General features: G+C 69.9%; 15 protein-coding genes. 6 read left to right on the top strand and 9 right to left on the bottom strand.

The annotated features are described in order from the left end of the window. Positions 1–70: 70 nt before the first annotated feature. Positions 71–1,024: a LysR family transcriptional regulator gene (locus ACH4YL_RS01940; RefSeq protein WP_398503802.1), complete on the top strand. Its 954-nt coding sequence runs from the start codon at positions 71–73 to the stop codon at positions 1,022–1,024. A 2-nt stretch (positions 1,025–1,026) separates the two neighbouring features. On the opposite strand, the gene ACH4YL_RS01935 is transcribed toward ACH4YL_RS01940, so the two are convergent. Beyond that, a complete protein-coding gene (locus tag ACH4YL_RS01935) occupies positions 1,027–2,121 on the bottom strand; it encodes a hypothetical protein (protein ID WP_398503800.1) in 1,095 nt (364 codons plus the stop codon). Positions 2,122–2,318: 197 nt separating this feature from the next. Here ACH4YL_RS01935 and ACH4YL_RS01930 point away from each other — a divergent pair, with 197 nt between their 5' ends. After that, positions 2,319–2,783, top strand: coding sequence for a Crp/Fnr family transcriptional regulator (locus ACH4YL_RS01930; protein ID WP_398503798.1), 465 nt, complete (start codon positions 2,319–2,321; stop codon positions 2,781–2,783). 19 nt (positions 2,784–2,802) lie between these two features. Beyond that, positions 2,803–3,102, top strand: a complete 300-nt coding sequence (locus ACH4YL_RS01925; RefSeq protein ID WP_398503796.1) for a DUF1876 domain-containing protein — start codon at positions 2,803–2,805, stop codon at positions 3,100–3,102. A 77-nt stretch (positions 3,103–3,179) separates the two neighbouring features. Here ACH4YL_RS01925 and ACH4YL_RS01920 read toward each other — a convergent pair whose 3' ends face one another. The 8 genes from ACH4YL_RS01920 to ACH4YL_RS01885 form a co-directional block, all read right to left on the bottom strand. After that, entirely contained in the window at positions 3,180–4,079 is a 900-nt protein-coding gene (locus ACH4YL_RS01920; RefSeq protein ID WP_398503795.1) for an NAD(P)-dependent oxidoreductase, read from the bottom strand. Continuing rightward, positions 4,076–4,783 (bottom strand): SDR family NAD(P)-dependent oxidoreductase, encoded by a 708-nt coding sequence (locus ACH4YL_RS01915; RefSeq protein WP_398503793.1) that lies wholly within the window; start codon positions 4,781–4,783, stop codon positions 4,076–4,078. The genes ACH4YL_RS01920 and ACH4YL_RS01915 overlap by 4 nt, the downstream gene beginning before the upstream one ends. Next, on the bottom strand, positions 4,780–5,679 hold the full coding sequence (locus tag ACH4YL_RS01910) for a cupin domain-containing protein (protein ID WP_398503791.1): 900 nt from the start codon (positions 5,677–5,679) through the stop codon (positions 4,780–4,782). The genes ACH4YL_RS01915 and ACH4YL_RS01910 overlap by 4 nt, the downstream gene beginning before the upstream one ends. After that, a complete protein-coding gene (locus ACH4YL_RS01905) occupies positions 5,676–7,040 on the bottom strand; it encodes an amidohydrolase family protein (RefSeq protein WP_398503789.1) in 1,365 nt (454 codons plus the stop codon). The genes ACH4YL_RS01910 and ACH4YL_RS01905 overlap by 4 nt, the downstream gene beginning before the upstream one ends. Before the next feature lie 32 nt (positions 7,041–7,072). Further along, the gene (locus tag ACH4YL_RS01900; RefSeq protein WP_398503788.1) at positions 7,073–8,053 is read right to left on the bottom strand and encodes an alpha-ketoacid dehydrogenase subunit beta; all 981 of its coding nucleotides are present in this window, start codon (positions 8,051–8,053) and stop codon (positions 7,073–7,075) included. Further along, positions 8,041–9,012, bottom strand: a complete 972-nt coding sequence (locus ACH4YL_RS01895) for a thiamine pyrophosphate-dependent dehydrogenase E1 component subunit alpha (protein WP_398503787.1) — start codon at positions 9,010–9,012, stop codon at positions 8,041–8,043. Before ACH4YL_RS01895 ends, ACH4YL_RS01900 begins: the two co-directional genes overlap by 13 nt. Beyond that, positions 9,009–10,343 carry a M24 family metallopeptidase gene (locus ACH4YL_RS01890; RefSeq protein ID WP_398503786.1) on the bottom strand — a complete coding sequence of 445 codons (1,335 nt, stop codon included), beginning with the start codon at positions 10,341–10,343 and terminating at the stop codon, positions 9,009–9,011. The genes ACH4YL_RS01895 and ACH4YL_RS01890 overlap by 4 nt, the downstream gene beginning before the upstream one ends. An 84-nt stretch (positions 10,344–10,427) precedes the next feature. Continuing rightward, a complete protein-coding gene (locus tag ACH4YL_RS01885) occupies positions 10,428–11,090 on the bottom strand; it encodes a helix-turn-helix domain-containing protein (RefSeq protein ID WP_398503784.1) in 663 nt (220 codons plus the stop codon). Positions 11,091–11,281: 191 nt separating this feature from the next. On the opposite strand from ACH4YL_RS01885, the gene ACH4YL_RS01880 reads away from it, so the two are divergent. The 3 genes from ACH4YL_RS01880 (at position 11,282) to ACH4YL_RS01870 (ending at position 12,637) form a co-directional block, all read left to right on the top strand. Then, on the top strand, positions 11,282–11,578 hold the full coding sequence (locus tag ACH4YL_RS01880; RefSeq protein ID WP_398503782.1) for a WXG100 family type VII secretion target: 297 nt from the start codon (positions 11,282–11,284) through the stop codon (positions 11,576–11,578). A 78-nt stretch (positions 11,579–11,656) separates the two neighbouring features. Next, positions 11,657–11,947: a hypothetical protein gene (locus ACH4YL_RS01875; RefSeq protein ID WP_398503780.1), complete on the top strand. Its 291-nt coding sequence runs from the start codon at positions 11,657–11,659 to the stop codon at positions 11,945–11,947. 18 nt (positions 11,948–11,965) lie between these two features. Beyond that, complete coding sequence (locus tag ACH4YL_RS01870) at positions 11,966–12,637, top strand: hypothetical protein (protein WP_398503778.1); 672 nt, start codon at positions 11,966–11,968, stop codon at positions 12,635–12,637.

The following is a 12,637-nucleotide window of genomic DNA, read 5'->3' as shown; positions in this document are numbered from 1 at the left end:
TGCAGTGCGCCGATACTGAAGCCAAGTACGACCTTCTCAAAGGACGCTTTAGCCCGCCTACACTATGGGGATGGATGAGCGGCAGCTTCGGGTCCTGCGGGAACTCGGCGAACTGGGCAGTGTCACCGCCGTCGCCGAGGCGCTGCTGGTGACGCCATCAGCGATCTCCCAGCAGCTACGGCTTCTGCAGCGTTCGATCCCCGTGCCGCTCACCGAACGCGACGGACGACGACTGGTCCTCACCGCTGCCGGGCAGGCCCTGGCCGGCGCGGCGATCGATGTGGAACGGGCCCTCGCCCGTGCCCGGCACACCATGGACGACTTCGTGGACCAGCCGGACGGACACGTGTCGCTGGCGGCCTTCCACAGCGCGGCCGGAGCGTTCTGCCCGCTCCTGCTGCGCGGCCTCGGCGGGCCGGGCGGCCCCCGGCTCACGCTCGCCGACGAGGATGTCGCGCAGGACCAATTCCCACCGCTGACCCGGGAGTACGACCTCGTCCTGGCGCACCGTCTCGACCATGCGCCGCCGTGGCCCAACACCGTGACGGTCACCGAGCTGCTGCACGAACCGCTCGACGTCGCCATGCCCGCGGACCACCCGCTGGCCGCCCGGCGACGCCTCACTCCTCGCGATGTCGCCGACCAGCCCTGGATCACCGTCCACGACGGCTTCCCGCTGATGGCCACCATCGAGGCCATCGCCACCGCCGCGAACCGCCGGCTCGACATCGTTCATCGCATCAACGAATTCACCGTGGTCGCCGAGGTCGTCGCCGCCGGAGGAGGACTCGCCCTGATGCCCCGCTGGACCGCGCGTCCACATCCCGCGGTGGTCCTGAGGCCGCTCGGCGGAGTCCACGCGCGACGCCACATCGACGCCCTGCACCGCCCCGAGCGCACCGCACGCAGAGCCGTCCGCACGGTCCTCAGCGAGTTGCAGCGCGCCGCCGCGACGATCCGGAGCCAAGACGGCGGCACTCGCGGGCCGGATGCCGCCGTGCGCCGTGCGCCGGGCACGGCCTGAGATCACCAGTCGCCGTCCGACACCGCCTGCCCCGGCGGAGGCGGGTCGCCGAGCGGCTTCACCTGCGGTGGCGCGGGCTGCTGCCACGGATCGAGGTCCTGCCCCAGCCAGTCGCCGACCGGCTTCACATCGCTCAGGGCCTCCGACGGAGCGAGATCCGTGCCGTCCGCGTCGTAGTAGTCGAACCACGGCAGTCCGGCCCGCGTGTAGGCGGCGCGGTCGGCGGGCGACGGCGGGGGAGCCTCTCCGGTGATCCGCTGCCACTCCGGAGGCGTGACGAGATGGATGAAGACCCGGCCCGAGGGCTCCGCGGACCAGTCACCGACCGGCCGTTGGTCCTGGTAGATCGACTGCTTCATCGTGCCGCCGGCCCCGATGCCCATCGCGGCGGCCGCCCTCGGTGGGCCACCCGCAGCCATGGGCGCCGGTGCCGGGACGCCTCCCGGTGCCGGCGGGGCTCCCTGCGGCGGAGGCCCGCCGAAGGAGCCCGTGGCGGCCGCGCCGTATCCGCCGTACCCGGGCGCGGTCCGCGCGCGTTCGGCGGCCCGACGGGCGATCTCCCGCTGCTCCTCGTGCCATGCCGACAAGGCTGTGTCCGAAAGCGGGAAGGTCTGCAGCTGCACGCCGCCGACGGTCTCCTCGCCGGTGATCTGTCCCTCCACCGTCGCACCCATGCCGAGCGGCACGGCGACAAACTGACGTACCGTCCCGGTGCCCGAGTTGATGCCGTCCAGCCAGGGCTGCTGCGGCAGCACCAGATAGTTCTGCGGTTTCCGCGACAGGCGGCTGCTCCACGGCTTGCCGGACACCGCGCACACCTTGCCCACGCCGACCTGCAGAGCCGCCGGCTCATGCGTACCGGCGAAGCTCAGCCACATCGCTTCGCGCAGATGGACCGGGACCAGCACACCGCCGCGCCTCAGCCACTCGGGCGGCACGCCGTCCGGGTAGTCCTCGACCCGCCGCACCGGAAACTCGCCGAGACCCGGCGGCAGCGGATGCGTGCCCGATTCCGGCAGCCGAAGCGTCCGTATGAAACGGACACGCACACCGCCCGGCAGTTCCAGACAGTTCCCGTCGATCCGCGTTGCGCCCACGGCTCTCCCTCTCGCTCCGGCCGGTCCTTCGTCCTTTTCACGACGACGCGGGCCCCATCGGTTCCGCCGCGCGGGACCGACCTGTACCGGGCCGGGGCCGGGTGGTACCTGGTGACACCGCGCGCAGGGTGTTTCCATGGAATGGAGTGCTCCGCGGTCAACGAGGACATCGGAGCACTTGATACGGAGGCCCAGCGATGAGCACCCCTTCTCCCACTCGTATGTCGTCCGCCCTGTCCGCCGAACACCGCGCACGCCTGATGGGGCTGGCGCGCGAGGTCAACATTCCCGAAGGCACCCGGATCTTCGAGGAAGGCAGCCCCGCGGAGTTCTTCTGGATCATCCGATCCGGCACTGTCACGCTCGACATCCAGGTTCCGCAGCAGCGTCCCGTCGTGATCGAGAGCCTCGGCTTCGGCGAACTCGTCGGCTGGTCCTGGCTGTTCCCGCCGTACGAGTGGGGACTCGGCGCCGAGGCCATGACACCGGTGCGCGCCCTCGAATTCGATGCGCGGAACGTACGGATGATGATGGACGCGGATCTCGCCTTCGGTTCCGCGATCGGCCACTGGGTCGGCAGTGTGCTGGCCCATCGCCTGCACGCGGCACGCGTCCGGCTCCTGGACCTGTACGCGCCGCACGGCAGCGGCAGCACGCTCTGACCCGGCGAGGAGGTGCGTCATGACACGCACGCTGGAGTGGAAGGTCGGCCTGTTCCTGTCCGAGGAGGACGGCACGACCAAGGCCCGGGCGGTGCTGGACACCGGCGCCGCGACGCTGACCGGCCGCGGCAGCGCCCACTGCAACCCGCAGGACGTCGAGGTACCGGCGATCGGCGACGAACTCGCCGCGAGCCGCGCCATGAGCGACCTCGCCCGGCAGCTGATGCGCGTGGCGGACCGTGATCTGGAGTCCGTGGGCGCCGGGCCCGGTGGCGGCCGCAGGCGCGTCGACGGCGGCTGGGCCGACGGCACGATGTAGCGGCACGATGCAGCGCCGGAGAACGGTCCTTTCGGAGCGTCGCGGAGCGTCTGTCCGAGTGCACACCGGCCCACGCGTTACGGAGCGCCGCGCTCCCGCGACTGCCTCAGATACGCCGCCATCGCGCTGAGATCGCGTTCCGCGAAGCCCGCCTCACCCGCCGCCCGGGCGAGCCGCCGGTTCACCGCGGCCTGCGGCATCGGCGTGCCGACCCGCTCCGCGAGGGCCAGGGCGAGATCCAGGTCCTTGGCGACGAGATCGAGTGTGAAGGCCACCGGAGTCTCGTCCGGATGGAGAAACGCGTCCCGCTTGTACTGCACGAACGGCGCCGCGATCGCGCTCGCCGCGAAGACCTCGTACGCCGACTCCCGCTCCACGCCCGCCTGTTCGGCGAGCACCAGCGCTTCTGAGACGGCTTGGTTGAGCGCATGGACGATTGAGTTCACGGCCAGCTTCATCGCGGCGCCCGAGCCGCTCTCCCCGACGTGGAAGACCCGCGCCGCGAGCGCGTCCAGCACCGGCCGCACCCGGTCGAGGACGTTACCCGGGCCGCCCGCCATCACGGCGAGTTTCCCTTCCTCGACGAAGACGACGCTGCCGGAGACGGGTGTGTCCAGCAGTGTCGCGCCCTGCTTGTCGACGAGCGGTTGCAGCGCGGCGACCGTCTCCGGCGCGACGGTGCTGGTCTCCAGCACCACACTGCCGGGCCGCAGTCCGGCGACGATGCCCTCCTCACCGCCGTACGCCGAGGTCACGGCCGCGTCGTCGGCGAGCGAGACGAGTACGACATCCGCTGCCGCCGCCGCCTCGCGGGCCGTCGCCGCGACGGTCGCGCCCGAACGTGCCGCCACCGCCTCGGCCTTCGCGCGCGAGCGGTTGTACGCACTCACCCCGAAGCCCGCGCCGCGCAGCCGGACCACCATCGCGCCGCCCATGCGCCCGGTGCCGATCACCGCCACCCGAATTCCGGAAGTCACCGCAGCAGCCACCCTCCGTCGACATTGAGGCTGACGCCGTTGACCGAACGGTTGCGCAGCAGGAAGTCCACGGAGTCCACCACGTCGCGCATGGTCGCAAGCCGCCCGGTCGGCGTCTGCGACCGGAAGGCTTCGAGCACCTCGGCGGGCTTGTCCGACCAGAACGGGCTGTCGCCGACGATGCCCGGATGGATCGCGTTGACGCGGACCGGCGCGAGCTCGGTGGCGAGCGTGCGCATCAGGCCCAGCACGCCCGCGTTCACGGTCGCGACCGTCGTCGCACCCGGATACGGCCGTTCCTTGGCCTGCCCGCCGAACAGCACGATCGCGCTCTCCTCGCCGAACCGGGGAATCAGTGCATGGACCACCTCGGTGTAGCCGACGAGCTTCAGCGTGACGAGATGGAGCGCGGCCTCGATGTTGTACTCGGCGACGGGATTGTGGTCGCGGGAGATGGCCGCGAGCACCAGATCGTCGACGCGGTCCAGGCCCGCCAGCGCGCCGGCGATCTCCTTCGGCCGTGCGAGATCGAAGCCGAGGCCACGGCTGCGGCCGCCGATCTCCTTGGCGACGGTGTCCGCGCGGTCCGCGTCACGGCCGGTGAGCACCACTGTGTCGCCGCGGTCGGCGTAGTGACGGGCGATCTCGCGGCCCATTCCGGCGGTTCCGCCGATGACGACCACAGAGCGGGACGTATCGTTCATGATTTCTTCTCCAGTGCCTCGCGCAGATAGTCCCAGTCCCTGGTGAATCGGTACGAGTGGCGCGCGGGCGGCTGCGGCGCCTGTGTCTCCAGCCAGCGCACCGGACCCTGCCCGGCGTTGGCGAATCCGTGGACGCAACCGGCCCCGGCCCAGGCTGCGTCGCCGACTCCGAGCCGGTGCCGTTCGCCGTCGAACGTGGCGTCCACGACCCCTTCCAGGATCAGATACGTCTCCTCGAAGGGGTGGTCGTGCGTACCTGCGACGCCGTCCGGGGCGTACTGCACCATGAACATCGTCGAGGCCACCGCCCCGAGATCGCTGTCCACCATCATCTTCACGCCGATGCCGCTGTAGACGAGCAGCGCCGTGCGCATGCTCGCCGACACCGCCGGCAGATCCTGGGACTGCTTGCCGGGATCCATCTGTGCGGCATCGAAGTGGCCGAACGAGCGGGTGCGCGGATCACGTACGTCGACGCGGGCCGGCGTGCGGGCCGGCAGCGCGGGCACGGCCTGCGTGTCGTGGCCGTACCGTGCGCGCGGCACCGGCGCGAGCATGTCCGCCCAGCGTGCGACGGTGTCTTTGGCGCCGCGCCAGGCGTGCTCCACGCCGACCGGCAGCAGGCCGTAGTCGCCTTCCTCCAGCAGGAACGAGCCGTCGCGCAGGTCGAGGATCACGGTTCCGGACAACAGGTGGAAGGACTCCTCGTACGCGTGCACATGCGCGCCGATCGCACCGTCCGGCTGAAGCTCGCATATGCCGAAGCCGGTGTGCACGGCCCCGTTCTCCTCGCCGACCACCGTTCGTCTGCGGAATCCGGAGTGCGCGGGTCCCGGCGGGTCGGCGAACTCGGCGTCCGCCGCCCGGCGCACCAGAAACGCGGGACGGTCCGTCATGCCTGCTGCTTCCGTACCTCGGCCGCCGCCATCAGATGATCGCGGGACTCCTCGACCAGCTGCCGTGCCCGCTCGGTGTCGGCGAGCAGCCTGCCGTCGCGCTTGCGGACCGTGCCGTCGACGATGACGGTCTCCACGTTGGACACGTCGGCGCACAGCGTGATCGCCGCCACCGGGTCGATCACCGGCGCGACATTGAGCGCCGTCCCGTCGATGGCGATGACATCGGCCCGCTTGCCCGGTGTCAATGAGCCGGTGCGGTCCTCCAGACCCGCGACATGCGCGCCGTTGACCGTGGCGATCTCCAGCATCCGGCGCGCCGTCAGCATCGTGTCCGGCACGGGCGTGTCGGCCTGCCAGCACTCGGCGTTGACCCTGGCCCGCTCGGCCGCGAAGGCCGCGCGGATCTGCGTGAACATGTCGCCCGGCGTGGTGGTGACCACGTCGATGGAGAGCGAGGGCCGCAGGCCGTACTCGATCGCCTTCATCACCGGTGGCCAGCCGTGCCCCATCTGCGTCTCCACCTGGGGCGCGATGGAGATTGTGCCGCCGCTGTCCGCGACCAGCCGCCACTCCTCGTCGCTGAAGTGGCAGCAGTGGACATAGGTGGTGTCGGGGCCGAGCAGGCCGAGGTCGTGCAGCTGCTTGACCATGCCGAAGCGGCCGGCCAGCCGGCCCATCCCGACGTGCACGGTGATGGGGATGGACAGTTCGCGGGCGAGGTGCCACTCGGACTCGACGACGTCATTGACGCAGAAGCCGGGACCGCGAGTGGCCAGGCCCATCGTCAGCAGTCCGCCGTCGGGTGAGTCGGAGGAGAAGTACCGCTCGCGCACCCGCCGTACGTCGTCGCCCGGAATGGCGATCTTGCTCTCGAACCAGTAGGCGGCGAGCGAGGTGTTGGCGCTGCCGTACGCGTACTGGGCGCGGATGCCCGTCTCCTTCAGGGCCTGGAGCGCGGCGTCGGGATGATCCGGGCTGTTGTTGATGTGCGACCAGTCCACGAGCGTGGTGATGCCGGCGCTGAGACACTCCAGCGAGCCCGCGAGATTGGCCGCGTAGACGTCCACCGCCCGGTAGACGGGCGCGAAGGTGTCCAGGACGTCGACGAAGTAGTCGTCGAGCGTGGCGTCGGGCGCGCAGCCGCGGATCGACGCCTCCCAGGTGTGGCGGTGCGTGTCGACGAAACCCGGCGCGACGATACGGCCGGTCATGTCGAGCACCTCGGCGTCCGCGGAGATCTCCCGCTCGACCGCCGCGATCTTCCCGTCCTCGATGAGGACGTCCCCTTGAGGCAGGTCTCCGATGTCAGGGTCCATCGTGACCACATGGCCCGAGCGCAGAAGCATCCGACTGGTCATCGCCTTGACTCGCCTTCCTCCGGTTTCCGTGTTCAGTACGAGGTGAGGTCACGGACCTTCGCCATGACCTTGTCGACGGTGGGGATCACCTGCTCTTCGAGCACGTCCGCGAACGGCAGCGGCACACACTCCGCGGCCACCCGGCGGACGGGCGCGTCCAGCAGGCCGAATCCCTCATCGGCGACGACCGATACAACTGTTGCGCCCCAGCCGCCCTGGTACGGGTTCTCCTCGACGGTCAGCAGCCGCGACGTCTTCGCCAGCGAGGCGAGCACGGTCGCGGTGTCCAGCGGCACCAGACAGCGCAGGTCGACCACTTCCGCCGAGATCCCTTCGCCGGCGAGCCGTTCGGCCGCGGCGAGCGCGACGGGCACCATCGAGGCCAGTGCGACCAGCGTGATGTCACTGCCTTCGCGTACGACGGAGGCGCGGCCGAGTTCGACCACATGGCCCGGTGGCGCCGGCGGGCCCTTGGTCGCGAGCAGTCCCTTGTGCTCGAAGAAGACCACCGGGTCGTCGCTGCGGATCGCCGCCGCCATCATGCCGATGACATCGGCAGGAGTCGCCGGCGCCGCGATCTTCAGTCCGGGGACGGTGAACGCCCAGTTCTCCGTGGCCTGCGAGTGCTGTGCGCCGAAGCCGAGCCCGCCGCCGTTCGCGGTGCGCACCACCAGCGGCACCGTGACCTGGCCGCCCGTCATGTACCGCACCTTCGGGATCTCGTTGGCCAGATAGTCCCAGCAACAGGCCAGGAAGTCGGAGAACATGATCTCCGCGACCGGTCGCATTCCGGTCATCGCGGCGCCCATCGCCGCCCCGACGATCGCCTGCTCGGAGATCGGCGTGTCCCACACCCGCCCGGAGCCGAACTCCTTGTGCAGCCCGGCGGTCGTCTTGAACACGCCGCCCGGCGCGCCGATGTCCTCGCCCAGGCACACCACCGCCGGATCGCGGCGCATCTCCCGCGCGATGCCCTCGGCGACCGCCTCACGGTAGGTGATCACGTCCGCCACGCCGCACCTCCGTCCGCCCACACGTCGGTCAGCGCCTCCCGCGGATCGGGTCCTGGTGCGTTCTTGGCAGCGTCGACGGCGGCGGCGACGACCTGCGCCGCGCGGGCGTCGGCATCCGCCGTGGAGACACCGAGCGCCGCGAGACGGTCGCGGGCGAGACCCAGCGGATCGTGCTTGAGCCATCGCTCGACCTCCTCGGCCGGGCGGTAGGTGGCCGGGTCGGCGCGGCTGTGCCCGAAGTGGCGGTACGTCTGGGCCTCCAGCAGGCTCGGACCCGCACCCGACCTGGCGCGCTCGGCCAGCAGTGCCACTGCGTCGCGGACCAGGAGAACGTCATTGCCGTCGACGACCTCGCCGGGGATGCCGTACGCCGGTGCCCGGTCGGCCGCCGGTCGCGGCACCGCCGTGACGTCGGCGATCGGCGTGTACTCCATGTACAGGTTGTTCTCGCAGACGAAGAGCACCGGCAGCTTCCAGACTGCGGCCAGATTGAGCGCCTCGTGGAACGCGCCGATGTTCGTCGCACCGTCGCCGAAGAACGCCACCGCGATCTGCTCGCTGCCGCGCAGCCTGGCCGACCAGGCAGCGCCGACCGCCATCGGCAGATGGGCGCCGACGATCGCGTACGAACCGAGCATGCCGGCGGACGCCTTGGTCAGATGCATGGAGCCGCCTTTGGCCCCGCACACCCCGGTGGCCCGGCTCATCAGCTCGGCCAGGCACTCCTCGGGCGTCGCGCCGCGCGCCATGGCGTGATGGTGGCCGCGGTAGGTCGCGAAGACATAGTCGTCCGGGCGCAGCGCCGCGCTCGCGCCGACGGCGATGGCCTCATGACCCGCGGCGAGATGCGTGGTGCCCTTGACCAGGCCGGACATGAACAGGTCGTAGGCCGCCTGTTCGGTGCGGCGGATCACCGCCATCTGCTCGTACAGCGCGAGGAGTTCGACGGCGCCGGTCATGACGCGCCCCTGCCGTCACGGGTGTTGAGATGCGACTGCGCCTCGCGCCGGGTGTTGAGCTCTCCTCCGACCGTCCAGTACTTGCGGCCCGCGACCAGCAGCTCCTCGGCCGGGAACTTGGTGATCACCTCGCATCCGTCGGCGGTCACCACGACCTCCTCCTCGATACGCGCCGCCGACCAGCCGTCCGCGGCGGGCCAGTACGTCTCGAGGGCGAACACCATGCCCTCCTCCAGCACTTCCGGATGCTCCAGCGAGACCAGCCGGCTGAAGATGGGCTTCTCCCAGATCGACAGCCCGACGCCGTGGCCGTACTGGAGGGCGAACGCGGCCGTCTCGTCCGGGAAGCCGAACTCCTCGGCCCGCGGCCACACCCGCACGATGTCGGCGGTCGTCGCGCCCGGCTTGACCAGGTCGATGGCCTCGTCCATGTAGGCGCGGCAGCGGGTGTACGCGTCGCGCTGGGCGGTGGAGGCGCTGCCGACGGCGAACGTGCGGTAGTAGCAGGTGCGGTAGCCGAGATGGCTGTGCAGGATGTCGAAGAACGCCGGGTCGCCCGGACGGATCAGCCGGTCGCTGTAGACATGCGGATGCGGCGAACAGCGTTCTCCGGAGATCGCGTTGACGCCCTCGACGTACTCGCTCCCCAGGTCGTAGAGGACCTTGCTGACGACTCCGACACACTCGTTCTCGCGTACGCCCGGGCGCAGATAGCCGTACAGCTCCTCGTACGCCGCGTCGACCATCGCGCAGGCCTGTGAGAGGAGCGAGATCTCGTCGGGCGTCTTGATGCGCCGCGCCTGGAGGAACAGCTGCTGTCCGTCGACGACTTCGATGCCCTGCGCGTGCAGGGCGGCGAGGATCGGCATCTCGACGAGATCGACGCCGAGCGGTTCGCCCGCCATGCCGTGTTCGCGAAGCTCCTCGGCCACCTTGCGCGCCACGTCCTCGGCGATCCCGGCGTCCGGATGGAACGCGCCGCGCAGCGTGGAGATCCCGGCACGGGCGCCGGAGGGCGCCCCGTCCTTGGTCTCGTGGTCGAGCCAGGGGTTGTAGAGCTGGTGGTGGCGTGCGGCCGATCCGAAGTCCCAGATGACCGGCTCGCCGCCGCGTACGAGCAGCGCGAACCGGATCAGCTTGTCCATCGCCCAGGTGCCGATATGGGTCGACGTCATATAGCGGATGTTGGAGAAGTCGAAGCTGAGTACGGCCCCGAGCTCGGACCGTTCGAGCGCGGCCCGCAGCCGGGCGAGCCGTTCCTTGCGCAGCCGGTCCAGGTCGACGCGTTCTTCCCAGTCGACCGCGTTGGGCCCGAAGGTGCGGATCGCCATCGCGACCACTCCCAATCCTGGAGTCCGCTCACTTTCAGTGAACGACCGCCTCGCGAGAGTGTCAAGTGCTACTGAACACTCCCGTTACGGAACACTTCCGTGCTCGGCGACGAACCACACGCCGACAGCAGGCTCGGGTCCGTCATTGCGGTACCGGTGCGGAGTGGTCGACTCGAAGCACACCGCGTCGCCCGGACGCAGGACGTGCTCCTCGAAACCGAGGGTGAGGACCAGCTCTCCCGAGGTGAGGTAGCCGTACTCGGTGCCGGGATGGCGCATCAGTCCGCCCGCGCTGGACGAGGAGCCGCCCGGCCGGTAGGTGACCAGCAGGAAGTCGACCTCCGTGCCGGGCACATGGCCGAGGCGCTGCCATACGACTCCGGAGTCGAGTTCGAGCACTTCACGCTGGTCGGGCCCGGTCAGCGGGCCGATCCGGCGGGCCGGCGCGGCGGCGAAGGTCGCGAGGGCCTGCAGAACGGTGCCGGGCGGTCCCACCGGCGCCGGGGCTGCGGAAGCGGCCGGCGCGGGTTCTTCCTCCGCCTCGAAGAGACCTTCCAGCGGGATGGCGAGCGCCGTCGTGATCGCGTACAGGGTGCTGACCGAGGGCTGGCTCTTGCCGGTCTCGATCTGCGAAACGAGGCTCGCGGACACCCCGACCTCACGCGCCAGTGCACGCAGACTCCAGCCGCGCTCCAGGCGCGCCCGCCGGATGCGCGGGCCGACGGGCGGCACGACGGTGGGCGACACGGCGGCTCCTCTCACGTACCGGGATCGTACAGCTCCATTGAACAGCAGAGCGGGACGGACCATCCGGCGAACGAGCGCGAGAACGCGAACCGGGGCCCGTCCGTATCGAGGGCCTGAGGACGTCGCGGCCCAGGCCGCGCGGCCGCAGCAGGCACCGGATCCAAGGTGCCCCACCGGAAAGGACAACCGCCATGGCAGGCAAGATCAGCATCGACCCCACGGAGATCGAGGAGGCAGCCACCTGGCTGCGCAACCAGAAGGAGCAGCTGCAGCAGTCCCTTCAGGAGGCCGACACCAAGATGGCCGACGTGGTCGCCGCCGCATACAGCACGCCGGGTTCCGAGACCAAGTTCAAGCCGTACTGGGACGAGTACAACACCGGCACCAAGAACGCCATCGAGGGCCTCGAAGGCGTCAGCAGCTTCCTGAAGGCGGTCGCCGAGGCGTTCGTCGGCACCGACGACCAGACCGCCGGGTCCATCGGCTGACCTTCTCCGACCTTTTCGGCGGGGGCGGTTCCGGGGATGCCCGGTCCGCCCCCTCCGGGCACTCCAAGGAGGTTATGGATGGCCAGAATTCGCATTCCGGGCGATGAACTCGCCGAGCTGATCGACACGCTGACGCGCATTCGTGACCGCATCGAGCGGACCGCCAGCCTGGAGTCGGTCGGAACCGAGGATGACGTGGGTGATTCCCGGCTCCGAGACTCCGTGGGCGGCTTCGACGGCGCATGGCGCGCCGGCCAGGAACGCGTCCGCGAGAACGCAGACACCTTCCGCGAGAGCGTCGACGGAGTTCTGCGCAACTTCGCCGACACCGACGACAAGCTCGCGCAGCAACTCGAATCACCGTCGTAGGCAGCTGGAGGAACAGCAATGACCGGAACTCGGCAGGACAGCGCACCGACGGTGTCCGCTCCCACGCACTATTTTCTCAAGTTCCCCGAGAGCTGGTGGAACCTCGATCTCGATCCGAGCACCAGAGACGCCTCGATACGCCGCGGCATCCAGGCCAATCTCGCCATGTCCGGAGGAGCCAAGGCCGGCCCCGAACAGGTCGACTCCCTGGTCCGCGCGGCACGCAAGTCCGCACGCAGCGCACATGCGCGCGGCGCACTCCAAATGGCCGGGGTCTTCGATCTGTTCGAGGACGGCTCGACGCTGATCGGCACCAGCATGGTGCTGCGGGTCGTCCCGCCGCCCGAAGAACCCCCGGAACTCGTCGACTTGATGCTCGCCTATGCCGTGCGGAATGCGAAGCTGCCGCTCGGCAAGAACACTCCGGGAAACCAGACCGACATGATCGACCTGCCGTACGCCGGACCAGCGGGGCGGGTCACCTCTGTCGAGGACATCGACTTCTACGGAAAGGGCTGGGTCCGCATGGCCATGCTGCAGACCGTGGTTCCGATTCCGGGCACCGCAGATTTCCTGGTGATTGCAGGATCCACGCCCAATCTCACCCTCATGGAGCCGTTCTTCGAGGTGTTCGACGCGATCGCCGAAACACTCCGCTTTGAACCCGAAGAGCCGGAAGGGGTCGCATAG

This window comes from Streptomyces sp. NPDC020681, assembly GCF_044334895.1.
Classification (GTDB): Bacteria; Actinomycetota; Actinomycetes; order Streptomycetales; family Streptomycetaceae; genus Streptomyces.
This window is presented reverse-complemented; position numbering and strand designations above follow the sequence as displayed.

What these genes read in the sequence shown, in the direction of transcription:
- ACH4YL_RS01940 (WP_398503802.1), top strand. Translation starts at nt 71, where the DNA reads ATGGATGAGCGGCAGCTTCGGGTCCTGCGGGAACTCGGCGAACTGGGC.
- ACH4YL_RS01930 (WP_398503798.1), top strand. Translation starts at nt 2,319, where the DNA reads ATGAGCACCCCTTCTCCCACTCGTATGTCGTCCGCCCTGTCCGCCGAA.
- ACH4YL_RS01925 (WP_398503796.1), top strand. Translation starts at nt 2,803, where the DNA reads ATGACACGCACGCTGGAGTGGAAGGTCGGCCTGTTCCTGTCCGAGGAG.
- ACH4YL_RS01915 (WP_398503793.1), bottom strand. Translation starts at nt 4,783, where the DNA reads ATGAACGATACGTCCCGCTCTGTGGTCGTCATCGGCGGAACCGCCGGA.
- ACH4YL_RS01910 (WP_398503791.1), bottom strand. Translation starts at nt 5,679, where the DNA reads ATGACGGACCGTCCCGCGTTTCTGGTGCGCCGGGCGGCGGACGCCGAG.
- ACH4YL_RS01905 (WP_398503789.1), bottom strand. Translation starts at nt 7,040, where the DNA reads ATGACCAGTCGGATGCTTCTGCGCTCGGGCCATGTGGTCACGATGGAC.
- ACH4YL_RS01895 (WP_398503787.1), bottom strand. Translation starts at nt 9,012, where the DNA reads ATGACCGGCGCCGTCGAACTCCTCGCGCTGTACGAGCAGATGGCGGTG.
- ACH4YL_RS01890 (WP_398503786.1), bottom strand. Translation starts at nt 10,343, where the DNA reads ATGGCGATCCGCACCTTCGGGCCCAACGCGGTCGACTGGGAAGAACGC.
- ACH4YL_RS01880 (WP_398503782.1), top strand. Translation starts at nt 11,282, where the DNA reads ATGGCAGGCAAGATCAGCATCGACCCCACGGAGATCGAGGAGGCAGCC.
- ACH4YL_RS01875 (WP_398503780.1), top strand. Translation starts at nt 11,657, where the DNA reads ATGGCCAGAATTCGCATTCCGGGCGATGAACTCGCCGAGCTGATCGAC.
- ACH4YL_RS01870 (WP_398503778.1), top strand. Translation starts at nt 11,966, where the DNA reads ATGACCGGAACTCGGCAGGACAGCGCACCGACGGTGTCCGCTCCCACG.